This is a genomic window from Bdellovibrio reynosensis (genome assembly GCF_022814725.1).
GTDB lineage: Bacteria > Bdellovibrionota > Bdellovibrionia > Bdellovibrionales > Bdellovibrionaceae > Bdellovibrio > Bdellovibrio reynosensis.
Window position 1 is genome coordinate 1,155,622 of the sequence record NZ_CP093442.1, and the last position, 26,139, is coordinate 1,181,760.

At 43.4% G+C, this 26,139-nt stretch carries 21 protein-coding genes; 9 read left to right on the forward strand and 12 right to left on the reverse strand.

The genetic code is table 11. The annotated features are described in order from the left end of the window. Positions 1-25 precede the first annotated feature (25 nt). The 3 genes from MNR06_RS05405 (at position 26) to MNR06_RS05415 (ending at position 3,825) form a co-directional block, all read left to right on the forward strand. Positions 26-715, forward strand: coding sequence for a pseudouridine synthase (locus tag MNR06_RS05405; protein ID WP_243539700.1), 690 nt, complete (start codon positions 26-28; stop codon positions 713-715). Between the two features lie 48 nt (positions 716-763). Further along, positions 764-2,836, forward strand: a complete 2,073-nt coding sequence (locus tag MNR06_RS05410) for a M1 family metallopeptidase (protein WP_243539702.1) — start codon at positions 764-766, stop codon at positions 2,834-2,836. A 530-nt stretch (positions 2,837-3,366) separates the two neighbouring features. Then, positions 3,367-3,825, forward strand: coding sequence for a hypothetical protein (locus tag MNR06_RS05415; RefSeq protein ID WP_243539703.1), 459 nt, complete (start codon positions 3,367-3,369; stop codon positions 3,823-3,825). 214 nt (positions 3,826-4,039) lie between these two features. Here MNR06_RS05415 and MNR06_RS05420 read toward each other — a convergent pair whose 3' ends face one another. Both MNR06_RS05420 and MNR06_RS05425 read right to left on the reverse strand, forming a co-directional pair. Next, a complete protein-coding gene (locus tag MNR06_RS05420) occupies positions 4,040-4,420 on the reverse strand; it encodes a hypothetical protein (RefSeq protein ID WP_243539706.1) in 381 nt (126 codons plus the stop codon). Next, complete coding sequence (locus MNR06_RS05425; protein WP_243539708.1) at positions 4,420-6,291, reverse strand: lipoprotein N-acyltransferase Lnb domain-containing protein; 1,872 nt, start codon at positions 6,289-6,291, stop codon at positions 4,420-4,422. The genes MNR06_RS05420 and MNR06_RS05425 overlap by 1 nt, the downstream gene beginning before the upstream one ends. A 219-nt stretch (positions 6,292-6,510) precedes the next feature. On the opposite strand from MNR06_RS05425, the gene MNR06_RS05430 reads away from it, so the two are divergent. The 4 genes from MNR06_RS05430 to MNR06_RS05445 all read left to right on the forward strand — a co-directional run bounded on the left by MNR06_RS05430 (position 6,511) and on the right by MNR06_RS05445 (position 10,999). Next, positions 6,511-7,347 carry an SdiA-regulated domain-containing protein gene (locus MNR06_RS05430; RefSeq protein WP_243539717.1) on the forward strand — a complete coding sequence of 279 codons (837 nt, stop codon included), beginning with the start codon at positions 6,511-6,513 and terminating at the stop codon, positions 7,345-7,347. A 116-nt stretch (positions 7,348-7,463) separates the two neighbouring features. Continuing rightward, positions 7,464-9,071: an ABC-F family ATP-binding cassette domain-containing protein gene (locus MNR06_RS05435; protein WP_243539725.1), complete on the forward strand. Its 1,608-nt coding sequence runs from the start codon at positions 7,464-7,466 to the stop codon at positions 9,069-9,071. Further along, on the forward strand, positions 9,071-10,501 hold the full coding sequence (gene hflX / locus MNR06_RS05440) for a GTPase HflX (RefSeq protein WP_243539727.1): 1,431 nt from the start codon (positions 9,071-9,073) through the stop codon (positions 10,499-10,501). Before MNR06_RS05435 ends, hflX begins: the two co-directional genes overlap by 1 nt. A 105-nt stretch (positions 10,502-10,606) precedes the next feature. Then, complete coding sequence (locus tag MNR06_RS05445) at positions 10,607-10,999, forward strand: hypothetical protein (RefSeq protein ID WP_243539729.1); 393 nt, start codon at positions 10,607-10,609, stop codon at positions 10,997-10,999. Positions 11,000-11,123: 124 nt separating this feature from the next. On the opposite strand, the gene MNR06_RS05450 is transcribed toward MNR06_RS05445, so the two are convergent. From MNR06_RS05450 to MNR06_RS05485, 8 genes are all read right to left on the reverse strand, one after another. Continuing rightward, the gene (locus MNR06_RS05450; RefSeq protein WP_243539731.1) at positions 11,124-11,552 is read right to left on the reverse strand and encodes a ferritin-like domain-containing protein; all 429 of its coding nucleotides are present in this window, start codon (positions 11,550-11,552) and stop codon (positions 11,124-11,126) included. Positions 11,553-11,830: 278 nt separating this feature from the next. Further along, the gene (locus MNR06_RS05455; protein ID WP_243539733.1) at positions 11,831-13,237 is read right to left on the reverse strand and encodes a sigma-54-dependent transcriptional regulator; all 1,407 of its coding nucleotides are present in this window, start codon (positions 13,235-13,237) and stop codon (positions 11,831-11,833) included. Between the two features lie 35 nt (positions 13,238-13,272). Continuing rightward, complete coding sequence (locus MNR06_RS05460) at positions 13,273-14,841, reverse strand: two-component system sensor histidine kinase NtrB (protein WP_243539741.1); 1,569 nt, start codon at positions 14,839-14,841, stop codon at positions 13,273-13,275. Continuing rightward, positions 14,842-16,059 (reverse strand): type II secretion system F family protein, encoded by a 1,218-nt coding sequence (locus MNR06_RS05465; protein WP_243539743.1) that lies wholly within the window; start codon positions 16,057-16,059, stop codon positions 14,842-14,844. It abuts the gene before it with no gap. Between the two features lies 1 nt (position 16,060). Then, the gene (locus MNR06_RS05470) at positions 16,061-17,104 is read right to left on the reverse strand and encodes a type IV pilus twitching motility protein PilT (protein WP_243539746.1); all 1,044 of its coding nucleotides are present in this window, start codon (positions 17,102-17,104) and stop codon (positions 16,061-16,063) included. Beyond that, entirely contained in the window at positions 17,104-18,804 is a 1,701-nt protein-coding gene (gene pilB / locus MNR06_RS05475; RefSeq protein WP_243539748.1) for a type IV-A pilus assembly ATPase PilB, read from the reverse strand. The genes MNR06_RS05470 and pilB overlap by 1 nt, the downstream gene beginning before the upstream one ends. A 47-nt stretch (positions 18,805-18,851) precedes the next feature. Next, positions 18,852-19,685: a Rossmann-fold NAD(P)-binding domain-containing protein gene (locus MNR06_RS05480; RefSeq protein ID WP_243539750.1), complete on the reverse strand. Its 834-nt coding sequence runs from the start codon at positions 19,683-19,685 to the stop codon at positions 18,852-18,854. Continuing rightward, positions 19,663-20,610 (reverse strand): bifunctional riboflavin kinase/FAD synthetase, encoded by a 948-nt coding sequence (locus MNR06_RS05485; protein WP_243540780.1) that lies wholly within the window; start codon positions 20,608-20,610, stop codon positions 19,663-19,665. Before MNR06_RS05485 ends, MNR06_RS05480 begins: the two co-directional genes overlap by 23 nt. Before the next feature lie 72 nt (positions 20,611-20,682). Here MNR06_RS05485 and MNR06_RS05490 point away from each other — a divergent pair, with 72 nt between their 5' ends. Then, entirely contained in the window at positions 20,683-22,557 is a 1,875-nt protein-coding gene (locus MNR06_RS05490) for a CHASE2 and HATPase_c domain-containing protein (protein ID WP_243539752.1), read from the forward strand. Further along, the gene (locus MNR06_RS05495) at positions 22,554-23,966 is read left to right on the forward strand and encodes a sigma-54-dependent transcriptional regulator (RefSeq protein WP_243539754.1); all 1,413 of its coding nucleotides are present in this window, start codon (positions 22,554-22,556) and stop codon (positions 23,964-23,966) included. Before MNR06_RS05490 ends, MNR06_RS05495 begins: the two co-directional genes overlap by 4 nt. Here MNR06_RS05495 and MNR06_RS05500 read toward each other — a convergent pair. Both MNR06_RS05500 and MNR06_RS05505 read right to left on the reverse strand, forming a co-directional pair. Then, positions 23,953-25,044 (reverse strand): glycosyltransferase family 9 protein, encoded by a 1,092-nt coding sequence (locus tag MNR06_RS05500; RefSeq protein WP_243539756.1) that lies wholly within the window; start codon positions 25,042-25,044, stop codon positions 23,953-23,955. The genes MNR06_RS05495 and MNR06_RS05500 overlap by 14 nt on opposite strands. Next, entirely contained in the window at positions 24,965-26,122 is a 1,158-nt protein-coding gene (locus MNR06_RS05505) for a glycosyltransferase family 9 protein (protein WP_243539764.1), read from the reverse strand. The genes MNR06_RS05500 and MNR06_RS05505 overlap by 80 nt, the downstream gene beginning before the upstream one ends. Between the last annotated feature and the right edge of the window lie 17 nt (positions 26,123-26,139).

Below are 26,139 nucleotides of genomic sequence, written 5' to 3' on the forward strand. Positions count from 1 at the left end.
TTCCGGTGAAAGCCGGAGTGATCAAATGGAACTGATTTATCGGGATGAATACTTTATAGCTGTGAATAAACCATCGGGTTTTCACGTTCATCCCCATGAAAATGTTCAACATCGCGTTTCTCGCGACAAAATCTGCCTTTACCACGCTCGGCGCATGATGAAACAACATGTTTATCCTGTGCACCGGTTGGATGCCGCTACTAGCGGCGTCTTGCTTTTTGCACTGTCTTCCGAATCAGCAAGCCGTATCTGTAAACTATTTTCTGAGCGATCCCCGCAAAAAACCTATCAAGCCGTGGTTCGCGGGTATGTGAAGGAAAGTGATAAAATTGACATTCCTTTAGAGCTTGATTCCACGGGGGACCTGGTTGAAGCCAGTACCTCTTACCGCCGTTTAGGAACCAAAGAGTTCCCGATTGCCGTAGGGAAGCGTTTTCCGACGGCTCGCTATTCTTTAATTGAAGCCACCCCCCACACTGGCCGTTACCATCAGATCCGTCGCCACTTTAATCGTATCTCACACCCGCTTTTAGGGGATGCTGTTCATGGTGATTCCCACCACAATCGTTTCTTTAGAAACGAAGTAGGTATTGAAGGCCTTTGCCTAAAGGCGCTTAAGCTAGAATTCACCCATCCGTGGAGTGGCGAAAATGTCTCTATAACTGCTCCTGACTGTGAAAAATGGAATAAAATTCAAGATCTGTTCAGGGTTTGACCTGTAAGGGCGTCGGGCGTAAAAAAAGTCCCGCTTTAGAGGTTATTCATGTCCAAGTCCCAAGCAATGCACAAGTTGATGATTGTTGTTGGTTTGCTATTGATTTTGCTCGTGACGATGCAATCCCACGGCGCTCCGATGCATCACAAGATGCAAGTGGAAGTTCATCCGGGTTTAAAGATGATCAAAGCCACGGTCACTGTGAACTTTCCGAAAACCACTCCGCGCAAACTAAGTTTTTTAATTCATAAAGATCTGCAAATTACTTTAACAAGCAAAGATGATACTTTGGTTTTACTGCATGGCCCAACCACAAGCGCGCCTTACTCTGAATATGGTTTGGCATTAGGAAGCCAAGATTCTGCAGCGAGTTTTCACTATCAGGGGATCATCCACGACCCGGTGAAACAACAAAAGTCTGACGGTTTGATTGATCCAGAGGGTGCAGTTTTATTCGGAAGTTCTTATTGGTATCCCGTATTTTTAGATGCTCCAAAAAGTTTTGATCTAACTATTCAAACGCCGGCAGAATGGCGTTCATTATCCCAGGGTCAAATCACTTCCACCGAAGTTCGCGGCAATGCTCGCATCACGCGTTTTGTTGAAATCTATCCCCAAGACGAAATCTATCTTGTGGCAGGTCCGTTATTTTCATATGAAACTGAATCTAAGGGTGGCAAAAAAATCCAAGTTTTACTTCGTAAGGATGATCCTTCACTAGCGCAGACTTTTCTTTCTACTGTCCCCGCTTATATCGAAGAGTATTCAAATCTGATTGGCGACTATCCGTATTCCAGTTTCGCTGTGGTAGAAAACTTTTGGGAGACGGGTTATGGAATGCCTAGCTTTACCCTCTTAGGTCCTTCGGTTTTGCGATTGCCGTTCATTTTAAACTCTTCCCTGCCCCATGAAGTTTTACACAACTGGTGGGGAAACAGTGTTTACGTTGATTATGACAAAGGCAACTGGAGCGAAGGGCTTACAACTTACATGGCTGATTATTATCAGCAAGAAAAGCTGGGTAAAGACAAAGACTACCGTCGCACCGTACTTACAAACTATGAAGATTTTGTGACAGCAAATCCAGAACGAGATTTCCCACTCAAAGATTTTAAAGGACGACACAACCAAAGTTCCCAGGCTGTGGGCTATGGCAAGACAATGATGATCTTTCACATGCTTGAAAAACGGTTCGGTAAAGATTTATTTTTAAAGTCCTTGCAAAGCTTTTATAAGGAAAATCTTTTTACCCGCGCCACGTTTGCTGAAATTCAAACAGGCTTTGAAAAAACCACGGGCCAAAACTTAGAAGTCTTCTTTAAACAGTGGCTTGATCAAAGTGGTGCGCCACAAATTGAACTGAATGATGTGAAAGTCATGCGGTGGTTGGATGGCTCTTACAGCAGCACGTATCTAATTTCTCAAACTCAGAAATCAATCTATGATTTACAGATCCCCGTGGTGTGGACTTTAGAAAATGGTGAACTGGTTAAACAGCTTATTCAATTAAACCAAGCCTCCCAAATCTATTCCTTAGTTACTAAGTTCCGCCCGACAAAAATTTCAGTAGATCCAGAATTTAATTTATTTAGAAAGATCTATACCGAAGAACGCCCAGCTACGTTATCAGCGGTTTTTGGAAGTTCGGACGTTCACTTTTATTTTGATCCTAGTCAAAAGGGTGTGAATGACTTTATCCAAGTATGGCAAAATTCTTTGGAAGGAAAAAAGCACCTTCATCCAGTGAAGGATTCGTTTCAGATTGAAAAAACGGGCGCCATCGTTTTTGTTGGCGAAAAAGAAGCTTTTCAAAATTTCGTGAAGAACGAACTGCAAGGTCAAAACTTTGAGCTGACCCATCAAACCATCACTGTTGAAGGTCAAAAATACAACCTTAGTGAAGCAAGTTCCGTAATCACCCAGCGCTTAAAACAAAACTCTAAGCAAACCCTGGTTTGGGTGCGCTGGAGCCCCGATAACAATCCCGCCGAATGGGCCCAGCGTTTGACCCATTACGGAAGTTTTGGTTTGGTGATTTTTAGAGGACGCCCTGCAGTTCTAAAAAGTCATTGGCCCACACTGAATTCACCTCTGCAACGAGAGCTGCAAAAAGCTTTGTAAAACCACACATTCCCTCTTGTTGGCGCCAATCTTGCTTTCTTAATGATCATAGGGAGTAGGTCCTCTTTATTTTTTCAAGGATGAGAAAATGGGAGGATTTATGCCCCGTAGTCACTAAAGAGGGAGGAAATATGCAACGCCTAAAAGACGAAGCAGGGAAGATCGGCTGGATCTTATTGTGGGCCTTAGGAGTTCCGATTCCGATTCTAATCGTCCTGTACCTAATCCGCGGCTGCACCTAGGGCGGTCGTCGATAAGGACCCATCTGACTGCGTTGTGCGGTTCCTCGCTTCACTCCGACGTACCCTACGGGTACGCCTCCGCTGCACGAGGAATCCTCCGCCTTGCATATGGATCCTTCTCGCCAACCTGGTCCCTCATTTCAGGGAATTTGGCTTAAAATTCGAAAGGAGCTCTTTGAGCTCCTTTCTCTTTTTTCGCTTTGGTTTGGGGAAATTTTTCTTGTTTTGTTTCTTTGCTGGTTTTATCACTTGGGGTTTTGCATAAGTTAGGTCTTAGAGGAAATTTTTGTGAAACAGACTGATGTTGTTAAAGTTTTGGGTTCGGTTCTTGGTGCTACTTCGGTTGATGAAGTTAATAAGGCTCTAAAGGCTAAAGAGAACGCCACTGTAAAGTTTAAAATTATGGGTAAGTCTTTAGGGTATCTTGGATTTACTGGCGTTGTAAAAGCGGTCACTGATGATGGCGTAAAGGTCGTTAACGTTAACAAAGTTTCTTTAATTAAATTTTCTGAAATTGAATCTTTTGAAAAAGCAAAACCTAAGACTGAACGTCACACAAAGCCTAGAGCTCTGAAAGTAGTAGTAGAAGAAGAAATCGAAATTCCTGATGACATTCCAGAAGGAACAGTCTTAATCTTCGACGAACCAGGCGAAGGCGAATTCGCTGACCTAAGAGCCAAAAAACACAAACCAAAAAAGAAAATGGTCGGAAAATCGGGAAGCAAATTCATCCCAAAACCAAAATAAAACCCCAAAGCGAAAAAATAAAAAAGGAGCTCGAAACGAGCTCCTTTTTGCATTTTAAGCCAGAAGTCCCCCCAACCGAGAACCAAGGTTGGCGAGAAGTGGTCAAGCGCAAGGCAGAGGATCTTTCGCGAAACGCAGGCGTACCTGGAAGGTACGTCGGAGAGAAGCGAAAGACCGCACAACGCAGTCGATTGGCCGCTTATCGGCGACCGCCTTATAAAGCTTCTGCTCTTTTCATAACCATGTATGCCACTTGCTGGTCATTCAAAGAAGCTGCTTCAGCTACTTGCGCTCTTGCTAAGAAATTTCTTTCATAGTTCATTGCTTGAGCAAGTGCCGGAGTTGGTTCGCCGCCTTCTGCTAGGAAGATCGCTGCGTCTTCGTCAGCGTTTAAGTAAACAGCTTCTGCGTGATGAGCTGTTAGATCGCTGAAGAATAATGTTGCTGTTGAAAGCAACAAACCTGCGATAAGGCCTTCGCCGAAATCGTCACCGCCTCTATGATGTCCGCCACCACGGTGGTGACCGCGACCAGCCATTGCTGAAGATGCGCAAAAGCTCACAAGTAACAACGCTGCCATTACAAAATTTTTCATCATAACCTCCTACGGTTTGTTAATAATTCTAGATTCTGTTTGATACCTTTTAATTCTTCGTCAACCTCGGGGAATTTTTTAAGCAGAAGATCTTGATATTGACCTCCCCACTTTCTGCCCTCTTGCACTTTCAATCCCACTGCTTCATCAGTAAGAACTTCTGTTTGCAAAGGAACCCCGTAACCACCATGGGCCAAACGCCATGGCAGACGATCTTGTGAAGCTTCCACAAGCTTGTCAATCACTTCTGAAAGAGAGTGATCCTGGTTATTTTGCAAACTAGTTGAGATTAATTTCTGCTGCTTTCTTTGCTGCACCAAGGCCACATATTTTTCGATCAAGTAAGCGCGTCCAATTTCTTCAAAAGACTCTAGCTCTGCATAGACACTTCTTCGCTCTAAGGCTGATGAATATTCTGCGAACTCGGCAAGTGATGCGTAGTTAGAAAAGTGATCATTCATTTTGCTGAAGGCACGATCTAAAGATTCTTTTTGCGATGGAAAGAAGTAACCTTTTCGCTGTGCCTCTTTAGGATCGATCACTAATTGCGAATCAACCACGCCATAGCGAATTAGATTTTTGTACATTCCCTTTGGACTTGCTGCAAAACTATCTTGGTAAGAATGATTTTTAGTTAAGGCAGCCCGCACCAGTTGATCGGTTTCAGAGGCACAATTATTCGTTAAGAATTTATAATCCCCAGCATAACTCCAATAATGTTCCAACGCGCTTTGTACTAAAAGATTTTTCTGTGCTTCACTGATTCTTAACGGCAAGCTGATCAGATCACGCCACTGCCCGCGGGTATATTCATCAATCACTTCAGGCATTGAAAAAGCCATCAGCTGCGAAGGGTATTTTCCGGTGAGGCCATCCCAGTAATTGATGATCACATCATCGATGTTGGCGCGATAACTTAAAACTAAATGAAATGCGACGTCGGTTAAACACTCAGGGCCGACAACGGTGCGGAATGGAGCACACACCACCAGTCGCAACATCGAGTGGCCCCAGCGGCTCATCATTTCTTCACCCTTTGATGCATAAAGGAAGTGGACTTGGTAAACCTTTTCTGGCGCGATATCGATCTTCCAAGCACCGGTGCTAGTGAAAATGTGGGAAACCCCTTGGCAGCTTCCTGCTGGGAACGGCCGACGTCCCGTCAAAGCCACGAAGTAAGAATGAAATGCTGGTTTACGGCATTCAAAATCTGGGTTTAATAAAAATTCTGAAAAATGGATGGCAAAGTGTTCACTTGCTGAATCCGTTTCGTGCTCGTTAAGCAAACGCAGATCTAATTTATTTTTACTGTGTAGCCTTTGTCCTTTGTAATCAGAAAGATTGCGATAATTGGCAGAGCCTGAAACTCGAAAGCGGTTTTCTAGATAATATTGGCAGCGCGGTGAAAGCGGTGCTTTTCGATCTTGTTGATGTTCGCTTTCACATTGCGCTAAGGCCGCTTGATCGGCTTTGTTTTGCCAATGTCCTGGCGATTGATCATAAAGACTTGCTACTTGGAAGAGCAATGCTTTCTTTGCTAGCTCTGAAGCCGTCGTATGTGGGCATGAAAGCTTTTGTTCGGGGTAAACTTTCAAGTAAATGCGTTTTCTTAACCCTAAGAAGTCAGTCCTTACCAGGCCGTCTAAATTCACATGAGTATTACAGATATCAGCAGGTAATTCCCTTTCAACATACTCCACTTTGTAGGTTTTAATGGCTGCTTTAACTGAGGTTGGAATTCTTGAATCCACGTCTTTGATGAATTGAGTAAAGGACGCCGAAGCTGATTTTGGACCTGCCGACAACGTCTGTGCATGGGTGCTCATTGTAAATACTAGGGTCATCACTAGGAACGAGAATTTGTAAGGCATGTCTCCCCCGGGAAGGAATTTGATATATGCGTGTTTACAGACGGAAACAACACCAAATTAATAAGGTTTTTTCACCTGTAATGCTGCTGAATTTCTATGAAAAAAGTCGTCGGGGCCAAAATGCCTAAGTGGTTAAGATATTTTTGCAATTTAAATCTCAGAATAGACTTTATAGGTTCTTTGGGGCTATACCTACTTCCCACCTTGGAGAATTAAGAAATGACACATTTTTTACTCGTTCTAGTATTCCTCCCACTTTTATTAGGCTTTGCTCCGACATCATCGTTAGAGGGTTACAGCAAAGTTGAAAAGGTCATTGATTTGACTGAAATCGGTGGCAACCTTTCAGGCATTACCTACAACTACGACACTCAAACTTATTTTTTAATTCAAAACAATTACGGACATATTTTTGAATATGACAGTTCGTTTTCAAAACCTTTGCGTGTCATCGCGATGAACAATCTTGAAGACAAAGACACTGAAGATATCGTTTACTTGGGGCAAGAACAGTATGCTATTGCATCTGAAACCAATAAGATTTTGATCGTAACTATCAAAGCAGGCCAAACTGAAATCGACTTGGATGCGGCTCGTGAAGACGTTCAACTTTTTCAACTTCCGGAACCAAACAAAAAAAATCTGGGCCTTGAAGGCGTTTGTTATTCAAAACGAACCAATCAATTTTTTGCCGTTCAAGAAGACAAACCAAAACGTCTATTCCGCTTCACAAAACCCCACGATAATTTAGACTACCGTGATGCTAACGATCTCAACTTTGATGAGCCTTTCGATGCGTTTAATAAATCTGGCTTCTTCGATATTTTTAAAAGTAAAATGGCAGATCTTTCTTCATGCCTGTTTGATGAGCGCACAGGGCACCTGATCCTTATGAGCCATGAATCGTCCCGCCTAATGGAATTAGATGCGAAGGGCTCTATTGTTAGAACTTTGGACCTTTCGACAGTGGTTCCCCAATATGAGGGAATGACCATTGGCCCCCAAAAAGAGCTGATCCTAGTCAGCGAGCCTAACAGCATCGTGATCATGAAATAGGCAAAAGCCTGTATCCCTTACACCCTCGATAAGGCAGAGAGTTTATAAGCCTCTCTGCCCGGCTTCCCTCGAGGGTCCTGTTGATATTTGTCCCCATTCAGAGTATCTAATCACCCATGATTAGCACTTCAAATGTCAGTTTAAGATTCGGTGGAAAAAAGCTATTTGAGGACGTAAATGTGAAGTTTACTCCGGGCAACTGTTATGGCCTTATTGGCGCTAACGGTGCTGGCAAAACCACTTTCCTAAAAGTTCTTTCAAAAGAAATCGAGCCTAATACCGGTGAAGTAATTATTCCCGGCAACTTACGCCTTTCCGTACTAAAACAAGATCACTATGCCTTTGACGAAATCTCGGTCCTAAAAACCGTGTTGATGGGTAATCAGCGCCTATTCAAAGTGATGGAAGAAAAAGATGCGCTTTACGCAAAGCCTGATTTTTCTGAAGCCGATGGTGAAAGAGCTTCTGTCTTAGAATCTGAATTTGCAGAGCTTAACGGCTGGGAAGCAGAATCCGAAGCAGGAGTCATGCTTGCAGGCCTTGGCATCAAAGATGAGCTTCATCAAAAATTAATGAAAGAATTAGATCCCGGCGACAAAGTGAAAGTACTTTTAGCCCAAGCCCTGTTTGGCCAACCCGATATCTTGTTACTGGATGAGCCAACGAATCACTTGGATATTTACGCAATCCAATGGCTTGAAGAATTTCTTTATAACTTTCAAAACACCGTTATCGTTGTATCCCATGATCGCCACTTCTTAAACAAAGTGTGCACTCACATGGCTGATATCGATTTTGGTAAAGTGACGATATATTCTGGAAACTATGAGTTCTGGCGTCAATCCACTGAACTTGCGCAGCGCTTACGTTCTGATCAAGCCAAGAAAAATTCAGATAAAGCGGAAGAGCTTAAAAGCTTCATTGCACGCTTCAGTGCCAATGCTTCTAAGTCTCGTCAGGCTTCTTCCCGTCAAAAACAGTTAGAAAAGCTAGATCTTGGCGATCTTCCAGTTTCAACTCGCCGTATTCCGTTTGTGGGTTTTGATCCAAAACGTGAAGCTGGTAACGATCTTTTGACCGTGCAAGGCCTTTCAAAAACCATCAATGGTGAAGTGCTATTAAAAAATCTTAGCTTCACAATTAAAAAAGGCGACAAAGTTGCTTTAGTGGGTCGTAACGACGTAGCTAAAACGGTGTTGCTTGAAATCCTAGCTGGCGAGATGGAACCAGACTCTGGAAGTTTCGCGTGGGGTATTACAACTACTCGCAGCTACTTCCCTACTGATAATTCAAAATACTTTGATACAGATGCGGGAAGTCTTGTGGAGTGGCTGCGTGAATATTCAGACGACAAAGATGAATCCTTCTTACGGGGCTTCTTAGGTAAAATGTTATTCAGTGGCGAAGACGCTTTAAAAAAGCCCCGCGTGCTATCAGGGGGCGAAAAGGTCCGCTGCATGCTTTCTAAAATGATGTTGTCTGGCGCTAACGTTTTGTTGTTAGACGGACCTACAGCGCATTTGGATTTAGAAAGTATTTCTGCTGTAAATGAAGGCGTGAAACGCTTTAAGGGAACAGTGCTATTTACTTCCCATGACCATGAGTTCGTACAAACCGTTGCCAATCGTATTATTGAAATTGATGGCGGCGTAAAAGAAGACCTTAGCGTTACTTATGATGAATACCTTGAACTTAAAAAGAATCAGCTAGAGGGAGCTCGCTAGTGGAAGATCTTAACGAAGCTAAACCCTTAAACGCTGTTCTTGTAAACGTTCAACTTCCCAGAGTTTCTGATGCTGATCGTGAAGCTTCTTTAGATGAACTTGCACGCCTTGTGACCACCTTAGGCTATAATGTTATCGGCCGCACCTCGCAACGTCGCAGCTCTGAACGCAGTGCTAACGTTTTAGGTGATGGTAAACTTAAAGATTTAGCTGAGTGGACTGGCGGAACTGGCGAAGTTCAACGTTTTGAAGCTAAAAAGAAGCACAAAGCGGCATTACGATTTGAAAAAAACAAAACTGAAGAAGAAGATGACATCGATTTCGAAGAAATCAGTGAAGAGTTCATTGAAGAAACCGCTCCTGAAGATACTTCGACTATCACTCATGAATCCCATGCTGAAAAAGCTCAGATCGTGATCGTTGATTGTGATCTTTCCCCTTCACAATTGCGTAACTTAGAAAGTGCGACAGGAGTTCCGGTTTTAGACCGAACTGGCGTGATCATTGAGATCTTCAGTCGCCATGCGCGCACTAGGGCTGCACGTTTGCAAGTTGAAATTGCGCGTTTGATGTATGTCGCCCCTCGTTTGCGTGAAACCGGTGGTGGTGAAGACCGCGGCGGTGGCGGAATCGGTGGTAAAGGTGCCGGTGAAACTACTGTTGAACTAGATAAGCGTAAAATCCGTGATCGTATTAAAGAACTGAAGCAAGAATTTGCCTCTATTGCTCGTGAACATGACACTCGCCGCGCCCGCCGCGAACAGGAAATTTCTGTAGCATTGGTTGGTTATACGAATGCTGGTAAATCTTCTTTGATGCGTGCGCTGACTAGCAGTGATGTTTATATCGCTGATAAGTTGTTTGCGACCTTAGACACGACAGTGCGTGTACTTTACCCAGAAACGAAACCGAAAATTTTGATTTCTGATACTGTGGGATTTATTAAAAAGCTTCCGCATTCATTGGTCGCGTCCTTCAAATCCACGCTAGATGAAGCCTGCAATGCTTCTTTATTATTGTATGTGGTGGATGCGGCTGATTCGACCTTCCGTGCGCAATTAGAAGTCACGCGCTCTGTCTTGCGTGAAGTTGGCGCTGGTGAAGTTGAAAGTCTTTTAGTGCTAAATAAAGTGGATCGTTTGGCGCTTGAGGAACTTGATGCCTTAAAAGCAGAATTCCCAGACGCGATTTACTTATCCGCCTTGAATCCTGAAGACGTAGCTAATTTGCGTTTACGCTTAGTAAAACACTTTGAAACAGCCATGGTCGATACCGACGTATTTATTCCTTATGACGTTCAAGGTGCTGTCGGCGAAATTCGTGCGAAATTAAAGGTTTTAGGTGAAGAATATGACGAGCGTGGGGTGACTTTGAAAGTCCGTGCTCATCAAGATGACATTAAACGCATCAAAACTCGCTTCGGAATTTAATAGTTAGCAAATCAAACGTTAATAGTCAGAAAGGAAGCAAAGAACCGTGGATTCGGAACCTTTGCTTCTGATAAAAAGAGACCTTCTATATCAACTGGAGGTCTTATGAAATTCTGTCTTGGCGCTATGTTCGCTCTTTTAGTTTCATTTTCTGCAAACGCTTATGCGGTTGCAATTAGCTCTTGTGAGTCTGAATACGATATTTACAAGCTCACTTTAGAACAAGTAAATGATGATATTCTTATCTCTCTAGCGAATAAAGATTACGTAAAACAAGCTGATGAAAGCATTGGTAATGAACCGAAGTTAAAACTTGGTGCGCAAGAAACTGGCGTTTACAAAGTCTATAATACAAAACTGCAGGACTTCGCGAAATTAACTTACACTCCCCGCACCCTTACACAACGTCTAATACTTGGAAATTTCAATTCTGCAGGAAATGAAGACATGTCGAGCGGTGACGCTAGTGCCTTAGTGAGCCGTTTGAGCTGTAAATAAAAAATAAAGCTGCAAATTTAAAATAGAAGAGAGTCCCTAGGGGACTCTCTATTCTTTACTGGTATCAAGAAACTGCTCTAGCCTGAGCGACTGCCGCCGCTCCGGCTCTGGGGCCTCAAGGCCTTTAGTGTGTCGTATCCAACATCTTAACAACTTCTTCGATGTGTTCTGTTTCCATTCTAACCATAGAACGGATTAATTCTTCTAAAGCCACATCGTCACCACAGTGTTTAAGTACTTCTTTATATTTCCCTAAAGCTGCTTGTTCGAAATCCAAGCTTTCTTTAAGAATATCTAAAACTTTGTGGGTTTTAGTCTCTGGAACCGGCGCTGTTTTTAGTGATGGATGTCCACCTAATGCCGTGATCTTTTCACCGATAATTGAAGCGTGTTGATAACCTTCGTTAGCTTGCTCATGGAACCATTTAACAATTGGAATACGGTTAGGACCTTTAATCATTAAAGCATAGTGAAGGTAACGAATAACTCCAGATGCTTCCATTTCAAGGATCTCATTTAAAAGAGCGACGACTTTTTCATTATCATTTGCCATGTGGTTCTCCAGGGTCACAATCAATTGGTTTTCAATTACCCCTTAAGCAGACCACTTAGTTGTGATTACCTCAAGTCAAAACTGCTAATTTCCAGCCTTGGAGCGAGGAGTTGAACTGTGTGTACTGTGTGGTATCTCAAAAAAAGAAAGAGGAGCCATTGGCTCCTCTTTTTAATCTAATTGCTTTAATCTAATTGCTGCTGCTCCAGCCTGCCCGACTGGTCCACACTCCGACTTCGTCGGAGTACTCTGTCGTTCCGGCACTGCGGCCGTACGGCCTACTCATCATCTAATTCATCATCACCGACAACGCCGAGGTTGTATTTTTCTATGCGATATCGCATAGATCGGAAAGAGATATGAAGCAACTTCGCAGCTCTTTTCTTTACTCCGCCGGCTGAATGAATCGCTTTGATTAGCAATTCTTTTTCGATCTGTCCCATGACTTTATCTAAATCAACACCGTCATCGCCGATCTCGATTTCGTTTGATGAAGCCATTTTTCTGCCTGAAGAAGTGTTTACCATTGGCGGTAAAGACTCTGGCAGAATTGTTGCGCCACCTTCAAGGGCCACGGTGCGTTCGATTAAGTTTTCAAGCTCACGCACGTTACCTGGGTAATCGTATTTTTTTAAGATCTCCATAGCCTCAGCACTGATAGCACCGATGTTTTTATTCAGACGCTCATTGTACTTTTTAAGGAAGTGATTCGCTAATAACGGAATGTCGTCGCGACGCTCACGCAAGCCTGGAGTTTTAATATTGATTACGTTTAAGCGATAGAACAAATCTTGACGGAAACCGCCCTTTTGCACCATCTCTTCAAGATTTCTATTTGTCGCCGCGATGATACGCACATCAACCTTATGGTCTTCCGTGGCACCGACTCTGCGGATCACGCGTTCTTGAATCGCGCGAAGTAATTTTACCTGGATAGTTAAAGGCAACTCACCCACTTCATCTAGAAACAATGTTCCGCCGTCAGCCACTTCAAAAAGACCGGCTTTATCAGCAACGGCCCCCGTGAAGGAACCTTTTTTATGACCGAACATTTCTGATTCCATCAAGTTTTCAGGAATCGCACCGCAGTTCACGGTTACAAACGGACGATCTTTCAATGGACCGTTATAGTGAATCGCTTTTGCAACAACCTCTTTACCCGTACCAGATTCCCCAGTGATAAGAACGTTTGTCGGAGTTTGCGAAACGCGTTTCACCATATCAAAAATAGTGTGCATCGCCTGCGAATTACCGATCATGTTTTGGAATGAATATTCCTTAACAAGTTCTTTTTTAAGAGATCTATTTTCAACTTCTAAGTTGCGGGAACGAAGAGCATTTTGAATGTTCAAACGAACTTCATCGATTTTAAATGGCTTCGTCAAATAGTCATAGGCACCCATCTTCATCGCTTCTACAGCGGTTTCCGTGGTACCAAATGCAGTAATAAGCATGAATACGATATCTGGGTAAGATTCTTTGACGTGCTTTAAAAGCTCAATACCAGTCACATGGGGCATCTGAAGATCAGAGATAATCATGTCGAATGATTTCTTAGCTAGAAGATCTTTAGCCTTTTGACCGTCTTCGGCCAAAGTAATCTCGTAACCTTCTTTCTTCAACATAATCTCTAAAAACTCGCGAATTGATTCTTCGTCATCGACAACAAGAATTCTCGACTTCATGTATACGCTCCCACGTCCTGTGTTAAACTATTCTCTCAAGTTGCTCTTGGGAAAGTCAAAATAAACTCAGTGCCCACGCCTACTTCACTTTCGACAAAAACGCGCGCACCATGGCCTTCCAAAATCTTATGAGTCACAGCTAGACCAAGGCCTGTGCCCTTTGGCTTCGTTGTATGAAATGGTTCAAACATTTTTCTTTTGGTAGTTTCATTCATTCCACAACCCGCATCACGAATGCGAATTTCAATCTCTTTTTCTGAAGTGACAGCTTTTACTGCCAACCGCGGCTTTGCGGCTTCATTCATGGCTTGATAGGAATTGATCACAATATTTAGAAAGGCTTGTTTCAGCTTGTCTCTGCGACCCAGAATTTTAAGACTGGATTCAAATTCACGCACCTGTTCGATATCTTTTCTCACCTGATTGTTAACGAGCATCGAATCAAGTACTTCTGTTAACAGTGAACTTAGATCCACAGGATCCGTCGGAGGAGTTTCAGGACGCGCATAATCCAAGAATTCTGTGATCAAGTTATTTAAGCGATCGATCTCTCGTAAAACGATCTTCATCAGTTTACGATCATCATCATTGTTCACAGTTTGCGAAAGCATCTCGATACTGCCGCTAATTCCCGCTAGCGGGTTGCGAATTTCGTGGGCAATACCCGCGGCAAGACCACCCACTGCCGCCAATTTTTCATGTTGGCGTGCCGCGAATTCTAATTGGCGAATGCGGGTAAGATCTTCAAATAAAGCAATGTAAAGTTGCTCTTGAAATTCAGGACTATAAATCTTTGAAACTGTCACGCCCAGAATCTTTTCAGCGCCATCGGCAGATACTTTTACATCCCCTTTGGTCAATTTCTGATCACCACTGACGTTAAACACTTTCAAAGGCTCAAAGTTTGAAAAATCATGCTGCGCTAAAATATCAGAAGCTGCCGCATTAGCACGAATGACTTCGCCCGCTTCAGTGAAAGACATCATTCCTGAAGGAATGTTTTCAACTAAAATATTGTTAAGCTCTTGCGCGGAACGAAGACTAAGACCAGTTTTCTTAAGCTCGCTGCCCACCGTCTGTAACTGCTCGCTAAGATAACCAGCAAGCCCGGCGACAGAAAAGAAAGCGACGTTGTTTAAAGCTAAAAGGAAAAAGAAATTCAGCGCCTTCATTTCAGGTGAAAACAAAGCTGCCCCAGAAAAGAAAATGCTTGTGAAAAAGGCCACCGTCACTGCACCCACACTGCGACAAGCGATGCCCGCCAGAAGAATGTTCACAAGGTGTAAGAACATAAAAAGGGATTGGTTAATCCCTGAATAATAAATCAATAACGAGATAAATAATGAATCTAGAACGAAGCCCGATAACAACAAGGTGGGATGTTCTAAAACTTGTTCCCACTTTGTGAACCAAAATAAATGAAACGTAAAAGCTATTGTTAAAATCGTATAAAAAGGCCCTAGGATAGACCAATTTACGAAACCTTCTTGGGCGACACTTGATACGACACTGATAAGAAGAACTAAAACAAAAAGACTGAGGCGGACAAATTCCACCAACAGTCCATTTTGTCTATTATTCTGCAAAGCAAAGCTTAAGCGCATCTATTGAACCACGTCCGCCATGCTGAAGATTGGTAAGTACATTGCAATTACTAGGACGGCGATGATACCGCCTAGGACCACCATTAATAGTGGCTCTAACAGCGATGTCATGGCCTTCACCGCTGTTTCAACTTCATCTTCATAGAAGTCTGCGATCTTACCCAACATGATATCTAAAGTACCGGATTGTTCCCCGATAGAAATCATCTGCACGACCATGTCTGGAAAAGCTTTTTCTTTACCCAAAGGTGCCGCGAATGTACGACCTTGAGTTACTGATTCCTTGGAACGAAGCAACGCCTGCTCGATCACGATATTGCCTGCTGTTTTAGATGAAATCTCAATGGCATCAATCAAACCCACACCTGAACCCAATAGGGTTGATAGAGTTCTTGTCAACCTAGCGATAGCTGATTTCTGGACAACTTCACCAAACACCGGCGCACGCATAATAAAACGATCAAAGGAATCTTTTCCCGATTCAGTATTCAGCCATTGTTTGAAGGCGATGGGCCCAAGAACCGCAGCCCCGACATATAAATACCAATTCGCAATCATGGAATTACTTAAAGCTACAACCGCCGCTGTTAAAGCAGGTGGTTCTTTACCTGATGACGAAAAAAATTCCATGAACTTAGGAATAATGAAAACCAAGATACCGGCAATAACGATCAAAGCAACAATGATGATAACGACGGGATAAACCAACGCACCCTTCACTTGGGCTTTTAGTTTTTCAGATTTTTCCATGTAACTTGCAAGACGTTGCAAGATTCCATCTAAGATACCGGCTTCCTCACCGGCTTGAATCATATTCACATAAAGTTTATCAAAAACGTTTGGCACCTGCGCCATTGAATCAGCCAGACGACGTCCACCTTCAATAGAAGTTTTAACCTGCGCTGATGCTTCTTTTAATAAGCCTGGGCGTAAACCTTCAGAAAGAATTTTTAATGAATCCACAACCGGAATACCGGCGTTGATCAAAGTCGCAAACTGACGAGTGAAAACCTGTAAGTCCTTGCCCTTCACTCGCGGCGCAAAAAGACTGGCGCTTTTACCTGCCGCTGCTCGCGAAGACCCAAATTGAACCACACGAACTGGCAATAACTGCTGAGCACGCAAGCGGATGATAGCTTCTTGCTGATTTGCAGCTTCAATTTCCCCTTGCACCATTTGGCCGGTGGAATTTTTGGCCTGATACTGGAACTTTGCCATCTTAGATACCTACCTTCTTAAGAAGCTGATCAAGAGAATCTGGATCCCGAGAAACCTCAAAAGCGGTTTTCAGATCTACGCGACGTCGAATCAAATGCTGTAACAAAGATTGATTAAGTGTCAAAATTCCTGAATTTTCCAAAGAGCCCGTTAATAAGACATCGATGTTTTTAATATCTTCTTGTTCTATTAACTGACGAACTTGGGGTTTCATCAGCAAGACTTCGTGGGCAAAGATTTTTTCCCCCGCAAGGCTCGCGACCGGATATTGACCAGCAGCCAGACTTAGAACTTCAGCAAAGCGAGCAGCTCCATGCTCAGCGTAACGCTCGCTTAAAACCGACATGCAACGTCTTAAAGCATTCGTCACTGACGGCGCTTTCATAGAATAAATAACAAATAAACCTCTTTCTGCTAAAGCCATCGCTTCACAGAAAGACTGTTCATCAGAAAATCCATCAAATACGACCATGTCTACGCCGGCCATCAGGTTTTCCTGATCTTCAGCTCTGGCAAATTCATGGTTGTGATACAAATAAACAGCTTTAGATTCTTTGACTTGCGGGAACGCTTTGCGGGAATAAACGACACCGACAAAGGATTTTTCTTCACTCATTTTCTGAAGAATTCGGTGTAAGGCCCATACCTGTCCTGCTTCGCCAGGACCTGAAAGCAAAACCAAACCTTTCATGCGTAAGCATGTTTCTAAAAGTGATGGCGGAAGTTGCACTTCCTGTTTGCCACCATCAAGGTTCATATCAAGTACAGCTTTCATGGTGCTGTCTTGTTGAAAGAATGAAAAACCGATGCGCACGCTTTCAAAGGATGCTTCACCACTGACCACACCCCGCGCATCTAACTGCGTTTTTTGTTGGGTGCTTAATAAACTTTGTTGCAACAGGTTCCATTCAGTCATCAGTGCTGGCGACTCTCGCAAGCTTGTCCATCCCGAAGGAAGACGAATGCGTGGCTCACTGCCGACGACGAATAAAAATTCTTCTGCTTTTTTTGCTTTCGCGCTTAAAAGAAGTTCCGTCAAACTCATTATGTGTCCTTCACTGATGCATTGAGTACTTCTTCAATTGTGGTGATACCACGCTTTAATTTCAACAAAGCACTTCGGCGCAGGGTTCTCATCCCCTGTTCCCGGGCAAGATAACGAAGCTGTCCTGTGGAAGCTCCCTTTAAAATCGCCTCTTTCATTTTCTCGCTCATGTACATAAGCTCGTAAATCGCAGCACGGCCTTTGATGCCTGTATTGTTGCAGTTAGCACACCCCTTACCATGACAGACCTTGTAGTCCGGCACTTCATTCGGCGGCACACCCAAATTCAACAAAGTTTGCGGGGGAACTTCGATCTGTGCTTTACATGATTCACAGATTTTACCCACAAGACGCTGGGCTACGATAAGATTCACAGTCGAAGTAATAATATACGGAGCAACACCCATCTCTGTTAAACGAATCACGGTCGACGGCGCATCGTTGGTATGCAAAGTACTAACAACCAAGTGACCTGTCGACGCGGCTTTAAATGCAATCTCTGCAGTTTCATAGTCACGAATCTCTCCCACCATGACCACATCCGGGTCCTGACGAAGGAAAGATTTCAGGGCACTTGCGAAGGTCAAATCAATATCAGGATTCATCTGCACCTGATTAATACCTTCTAAGTTGAACTCTACCGGATCTTCTGCTGTCGAAATATTCGTGTCGGGTTGATTTAGTTCGGCCAAAGCAGAATAAATCGTCGTCGTTTTACCAGATCCCGTTGGACCGGTAATAAGCACCATGCCTTGGGGCAGATTGATATTGGATTTAAATAATTTTAAGTCGTCTTCTTCAAAACCAAGCTTCGTCATATCTAACTGAAGATTGGATTTATCTAATAGACGAAGAACAACTTTTTCGCCCCATAAAGTTGGCAGAACGCTGACACGAAAATCCATTTCCTTCCCTTTGGAAGTACGAACTTTCAAACGACCATCTTGGGGACGGCGTTTTTCCGCGATATCAAGCTTAGACATGATTTTAATACGTGAAGCAATGGCGGCACCCGTTCCTGCCGGAGGAGCTGTTGCTTCTTGCAAGTTACCATCCAGGCGGAACCGCACGCGGTATCTTTTTTCATAGGGCTCAAAGTGGATATCGGATACTTTTTTTCGAATGGCATCTGTTAAAATCGAATTCACGAATTTTACGATGGGCGCATCATCCATCACGCCATCTTGGTCAATGACTTCTGCTGATGGAGTACCGACACTGAATTCTTCGTCAGCATCCGCACTCATGCTATTTAAACTTTTCGTACTGATGCTTCCGCCATAGTATTTTTCAATACCCGAAACGATGGCACTTTCAGTCCCGACGACCGCCTGTATACGACAGCGCGTGATGAAGCGTAAGTCTTCTTTAACAATGATGTTACTAGGATCAGCAAAGGCCACTACCAAAGTAGTTCCGGCTTTTTGCAAAGGTATTAAAGTGTTCTTTTCACACACATCTTTTGGAATAAGAGAGATAACACTTTGATCGATTTCAAAGGTATTAACTTCCACCCCCGGAACCGCAAAATGTTTTTCAAGTGCGCGAAGTATTTGAGTATCTTTAAGAAAACCCAATTGAATGATTGACGACGTCAGCTTCTGACCCGTCTTTTTTTGTTCTTCAACAGCCAAAGATAACTGATCAGGTTTTAGCAAACCCTGCTTAACTAAGATTTCACCTATTTTGAGTGAAGACATTGTGGCTCCCCTAGACTCACTTTACTCTAGGGTGCCATTTTTTGTAACTAGACCGAAGAAGAGTTTTCTTTCAAAAACTGCATCCAACTTTCACGAAGATCTTCCACGGATAAGTAACTTCCGACTTCCAAGCGTTCTAACCACAACTTTGCCACCTGGGCATACAAAGCTTGCGGAATGAGAGTTTTAAGTTCAGCTTTGGTTGCTTCAAGCAAAAGTGGATTTTGCACCGGCAATAAATTGAAATCCAAAACATAGCCATCGTTACGCATAAAATTGAAATAAGTCAGGTCGCGCATCAGTTCTTCGTTATCAGAAAGATCTACAGTGTTGATAATGATCCCAGCACTGATTGCTTGCACCGTTAGATCTTCAGGCACCACTGAATGAATTTTAATTCCTAATAAGGCGCGCATTAAACCCGCACGCAGCTCTTGCCCTTCGTCGCTTTCACCTACCAGATAAATTTCGGAAACACCGACTTCCGCTAAGACATTGGCCGCGACGCGCGCAAGCTCCCCCGTACCGACGACAAAACCGGGGGCGCGATTATTCAGATCCCGAGCCTCTTGAACCAAGATCAAGCGCAAAGATTCAGCAATCAGTAAGCGCGGGTACCACGTATTTTCCTCTTTAAAAAAAGAATCCACACAAAGGGAACTGCGCGATTCCGTAGAATGCATTTTTAACTGCGGCAGAATTTCTTTAGATAATCTTGTATCAACGTAGGCAGCTGACGCCCCTTGCAAAGCATCGAGCGAAAAATCAGTTAAAGTTTCAAACTGCCAGTCCCAGTTTTGTTCCCGGGCTAGGAATTGCAAAAAACCCACAAACAGGCCTGGCTCAGAGGAAGTAAACTCAACGATTTTGTGGTTTTTCATGAAAGTACCTGCGTGCTTCAGTGACGTCCTGAAGGATTTGTTTTTTCAGCTCTTCAATTCCTGAAAATTTCATTTCATCGCGGATGAAGTGCAAAAGATAAACTTCCACTTCAACCCCGTACAGATGAGCATCAAAATCAAACAAGTGTGTTTCAATTTTGATGGGACCTTTTCCATTTTCAGTGAACGTAGGATTCACACCAATGTTGGTAATTGAAGGATGCATGTGTCCACCAAATTTAGTAAGCGTGCAATACACTCCAAGTCTTGGCATGAATTCAACATCAGGATGAATATTCGCAGTCGGCACACCAATTGTACGTCCGCGCTGAAATCCTTTTTCCACGTGCCCGCGCAAGTAGTAGGTTCTGCCTAAAAGTTCATTGGCTGATTCCACATCCCCATTTTTTAAGCTTTCCCTGATGCGCGTAGAAGAAACCACAGTCCCCTGATATTGAAACGGTGGAATAATAATCAGTTTGATACCTTTTTGCGCACAGTACTTTTCTAAAAATGGAATGTTGCCAGAGCGATCAGCTCCGAATGAAAAATCATGGCCGACTACCAAAGTTCTTGGGTGAAGCTGATTAAAGATATATCGATCCAAAAATTCTTGCGGAGTGACCTTAGAAAACTCCTTAGTAAATTCTTCGATGATAACATTTTCTACACCCCGTTCAGCAAAACGCTCTTGCTGGTCTTTGAGGTCAAACAGTCGGTAGGTCGCCCGTTCAGGATGCAAAACCTTCACAGGATGGGGATGAAATGTATAAACCACTGACGGTACGCCTAGAAATTGAGCTTCACGAACAACGTTATCAACCAACTGCTGATGACCTAGATGAACCCCATCGAAATTCCCAATAGTGACCACCGAAGAGGTCAAAGAGGAGTCCATCTGTTTAATACCTTTATAGACGTGCATATTTTTCAATATACCTAATTCTTCGCGCCACCGTAAGTGCTTTTAATAGTTGATATTTTTAATAAATTTGCTATGTTGCAACGCGTGCAAAAAGCCTCTTTTCAACACCTTAAACTGCGCCTTGAAGTCCTGCTTCGATTCTTTTCCCGACGCCGGGGATTTTGGCTTCGTTGTTTATTGTGTTGGGGGATTGGTTGTCTTGCCCTTTCCAACGATGAAATCAATGCCTATGACCAGCGCTTTCACCTGCGCGGGGACCAAAAGGCTTCTTCACAAATCGTTTTAGTGACCATTCGCCAAAGCGACTTTGCGACGATCTATGATACGCGCACAAACTTTTTAGATAACATGAGTGAGGTCACAGACATCACCGATAGTTATTTTTGGAACAAGCGCATTTGGTCTGAGTTGCTTATTAGAATTTTACGACAAAATCCAAAAGCCGTCGGTGTGACACTTTATTTTGGCGATAATATCGGCAAAGTAGCCCTGACCCAAGAAGAGCAAAAACTTTTCTATGACATGCGAGTCTTTTGGTCCGCGACCACAAATAACTTAGATCGAGTTTTGAATCCGGCCTTCACAAGTCGCGACCTTAACAACATCGGAAGCAATGAAGTGCGCCGTGATGAAGATGGCGTTGTTCGCAGAGTCTTTCCCCAAAGAGCCGAGCTTCCGCACCTTGTAGAGAAAATCACGGGTAAGAAGTTTCCGACGACCCAAGCAGGTCTTCCGATAAACTTCCGCGGCTCTAACAAGGTATTCACACAATATTCATTCAGCGAAATTATGTACGACGAAGTGCCGTTTGATGCCTTTACCAATAAAATCATTCTGATCGGTGCAGAGACTTCTTCAGGCCCGGTTTACATCACCCCGATGGGAACTATTTCGCGCACTGAAATCTTAGCCCATACAACCGACACTGTTTTAGGCAATAAGTGGATCCAGCGGCTTTCAAACAGCTGGTATGCGGCTGGATTTTTTGTTTTGATGTTGATTGCGGTTTTCCTAATCACGACCTACCCGCAGTCGGTGGCGCTCTTCTTTATTTTGTGGATCGGAACGTTGCTAGCCGCCTTATCGGCATGGGTGTTTGATACTTTTTACTTCTGGTCCCCGGCATTTTCACCTTTTGTGCTTTTAGGTGCGTCGTGGATTATCTTTATCGGCTACCAAGCAAGCAAAGTCGAAAGAAAGAACTTCCGTTTACAGCAAGAACAGCAGTACTTGCAGGAACTTGAACAGCTTAAAAATAATTTCGTAAGTTTGATTTCCCATGACTTAAAAACGCCTATTGCAAAGATCCAAGCCATCGTAGATCGATTGTTGGTTGAACATCAAAGCAAAGATGAAAGCTTAAGCCAAGACTTGCAGTCCTTGCGTTTATTCGGCGACGAACTGAATCGCTACATTCAGTCGATTCTTAAAGTTCTACGTGTTGAATCCCGTGACTTTAAGATCAATACCGAGGTGGGTGATATTAACGAAGTTGTTGAAGAAGCTTTGCAACAGCTTCGCCCCTTGGCCCGAGAAAAACACATCACTATTAATACCAGTTTAGAGCCGATGTTTTCTTTAGAATTTGACACCACCTTGATCAAAGAGGTGGTTATCAATCTGGTTGAAAATGCAATTAAGTACACGCCCCACGGTGGAAGCATTGAAGTGATCTCGCAAGAAGAAGATGATTTAGTCCATGTGATCGTAAAAGATACCGGTGAAGGCATTAAGCCTGAAGACATGGAAAAGGTTTGGGGGAAATTCACCCGTGGTAGTGATCAAGATATGAAAACCAAGGGAACTGGTTTAGGTCTTTATTTAGTAAAATATTTTATTGAACTGCATGGCGGTAAAGTAAAAATGGAAAGTGTTGTCGGCACTGGCACCACAGTTTCATTTACACTGCCACTGGATACAGAAAGTGAATCAGAGGTGTTAGCATGATGAACAAACTCCACACACTTATTGTTGATGACGAAGCGGAATTACGCCGTTCGGTCATTTCTATTTTAAAGTCAACAATGCCTGAAATTGATTTCACCATTGATGAAGCTTCTACTGGCAAAGAAGCCTTAGATAAAGTGAAGCAACAACAGTGGGATCTAGTCCTTATGGACGTAAAGATGCCAGAAATGAACGGTCTAGAAGCATTGACCGCTATTAAAGAACACGATCCCAGAACTTTCGTGGTTTTGATGACAGCGCATTCAAACTTAACTGATGCGGTTTTAGCGATTAAAGAAGGCGCCTACGACTATGTTGAAAAGCCAGTGAACCCACAGCTATTGACTGAAATTGTGCGTAAAAGCTTAGAAGCTCGTGACTTGGTTTCAAGTCTTGCGATGTCCAATCCTGTCTTCGATGACGATATCGAAAGTGAATTTGTCGGTGACAATTCTAAAATGCGTGAAGTGTTTAATTTGATCTATCGTCTGTGCAAAGTGGACACGACAGTTCTTGTTCGCGGTGAAAATGGAACAGGTAAAGAACTTGTAGCCCGCGCGATTCACTTCAACTCCCCTCGCAAATCAGGAAGCTTTGTGGCCATTAACTGTGGCGCGATCCCTGAAAGCTTGATGGAAAGTGAATTGTTCGGCCATGAAAAAGGGGCTTTCACGGGCGCCCATGAACGTAAAATCGGCAAATTTCAAATGGCGAACAACGGCACCCTTTTCTTGGACGAAATTGGGGAACTTCGCCCTGACATGCAGGTAAAATTATTGCGTGTCCTGCAAGAACGTAAATTCACCCCGGTGGGTGGAACTCGTGAAGTGAAAACCACAACACGCATTATTGCTGCAACCAACAGAAACTTAGAAAAGATGATGGAAGAAGGCACCTTCCGCGAGGACTTATTCTATCGCTTAAATGTGATGCCGATCTTCTTACCACCATTGCGTGAACGTACAGATGATATTGAAGCTCTTGCTTCAAACTTCATTAAAAAATTCTCTAAACAGCATGGTCGCGTGATTAACGGTGTGACGCCGGAAGCTTTGCAGTTATTAAAAAGCTACCGTTGGCCCGGAAATATCCGTGAGCTTGAAAACATGATTGAACGCACGTTCATCGTAGAAAACTCAAATCAGATCACTGCGGATTCGTTACCAGATTCTTTAAAAGCAGCTGCCGCCAAAGAAAGTCCTGAAAAGACAGCCCATGTGGGTTATTCAGGTCCTTTGGATTTTGATGCCTTTAAAGAAGAAATGGAAAAAGAATTTATCGTCAGCGCATTGAAGGCTAACAACGGTCGTATCAATCAAACTGTGGCTCAGGCGAATATTCCTAAGAACACTTTGCTACGTAAGATTCGTAAGTACGGCATTAACGTTAAAGACTTTACCGAAGAATAAATCCCGCAGTTTTAAGCACTTCTTCTGCAGAGATATTCTTCATACAGACATGGGTGCCAATCGGACAATGATGGTGCCCATGCTTCCCGCACGGACGACACTTTAATCCCGCTTGGTGAACGATATAACTTTCTGCGGACCACGGGCGGAATCCAAATTCGATAATAGTCGGACCAAACACGGCAATGAGCGGAGTTTCACACACAGCTGCCAAGTGAGTCGAAGCCGAGTCATTACCAATCACTAAAGCTGCACGTGCGATCAGTTGCGTGGATTCAATAACTTTGGTTTTTCCTGCAAGACAAATGGAACCGGGAATTTCTTTAGCTACCGATTCAGCTAAAACTTCTTCCCCAGGGCCACCCATGACATAGACCTGATAGCCTTTTTCCTGCAATGCTATACCCGCGTTTATAAAGCCTTCAGCGGTCCAGCGTTTGGTTGCCCACACACTGCCTGGGAAAAGTAGAACAGCCTTGCCTTCATCAAATCCTGGCAATGGGAAGCGTGCTTTAAGGGAATCATAAACCCCCGGCAAACTAAGAACTTGGGAACGTAAACTCATAGAGGCCCACACCGGCGGCGCTGAAAGCTTTCCGTGGGCATCAGGAAGATAAGGTTTTTCTTGTGTGCGAAAAGTTTCGATATCTTTCGTCACATGGGGATTGATATTTTTTAATAGGCTGATCTGGCGAATCGGATCTGGAAGTTTAAGATCCTTTTCAACCCGGGAATTATAAAAAATAAAATTCCATGGTTTTGCAAAACTGATTTTTTGACGGGCTTTGATTTTTGAAACCAAAAATGCCGTTCGCAAAGATTCATGGGGCGAAATCAAATGATCGACTTCAAAGGATTTTAAATTCTCTGCTATTTTTTGGTAAGTGTCGGCTTTGCCTTTTTCGATTTCAAAAACATGATGAACAAGACCCGTTTTTAAGAAGAAATCACCGAAACCTTTTCTGCAAACAAGTCCCAGCTGATGTTCAGGCCACATCTCACGGCATTTTTTCAGCAGTGGGATTGAGAGCAGCAGGTCTCCCAGAAAGGCTGTTTGCACAACAAGATTTAAGGGCATGAAGGACTTCCTCTAAAGAAACCTGATCGTAGCACATAATGCTTTTTTCACAAGTCCTCTTCCAGCAAGGGCTGCAGGGGCTTTTTGTTAAAATTTTAAAGCCTCTGTCATATAAATCTATTTCATGAGCACAAGTGGGCCCAAACCAAGCGATGACTTGTTTTTTCTGAGAAATCGCCATGTGCATTCCTAAGCTGTCCCCTGTAACGACAACATCGCAAGCCGCAATGCTAACAAGTCCGTCGCGCAATCCCGACTGCGTTTCAGATGAAATCACATTGAGATCCTGAGCTATGGCCTGGTTGCGCTCAGTGTCTTCTGGGCCTCCCAATAACACAATCGCCGCGTTGGGATGGGCTTTATGAATTTGCTTAATTAAAAGGCGATAATATTCCACCGTCCATTTTTTATGGGCAATCACATTGCTGCAACCCGTATTTAAACCAATAAGAATTTCTTTTTTTTCTAGCCAATGGGCACGACGGTTTTGTGCCTGGGATTCTTCGCTCTCTGTAAGCGGAAGCCAATATTCGTCGCGCTGATACCCGCCCAATTCAAGGGCTTCGATCATTAACTGAGTTTCTGGCTTCACATTTACGAAAAATTTTTTGTGGTTATCTAGGCCTAATGACCACAGTTCGTCTGCGGCAGAAGTTGCTGGAAGAATTGCGCCGGTGCGGGGATCATTGACGAATCCATAAATAAAATCCACGGTGGTTTTTTTAAGAACCCCGGCGGCCTTTAAAGATTTATCTATAACGAAGGCCGCTTCAAATTCTAATGCTGAAAGTTGCAAAAGGTCACTTTCAGCGGTGGTCAGCACCCGATCAATTCCAGGATGATTTTTTAAAAGGTGATGGGCTGGAGCATCCGTCACCCAGGTGATCATACTTTGTGGAAATTTTCGTTTAATAGCTTTAAGTAGCGAAGTACTGCGAACCACAGCACCTAAAGCACCTAAATGCACAATCAATAAAGAACTTTGCGGAATATCCTTACTAGGACATAAAGAGTCGCAGCTGCTATTTTTAGCGCAGGGTTTATAACCAGAAAAGTGTCGGCATGCAGTGATGGCCATGGATCTATTGTAGAACA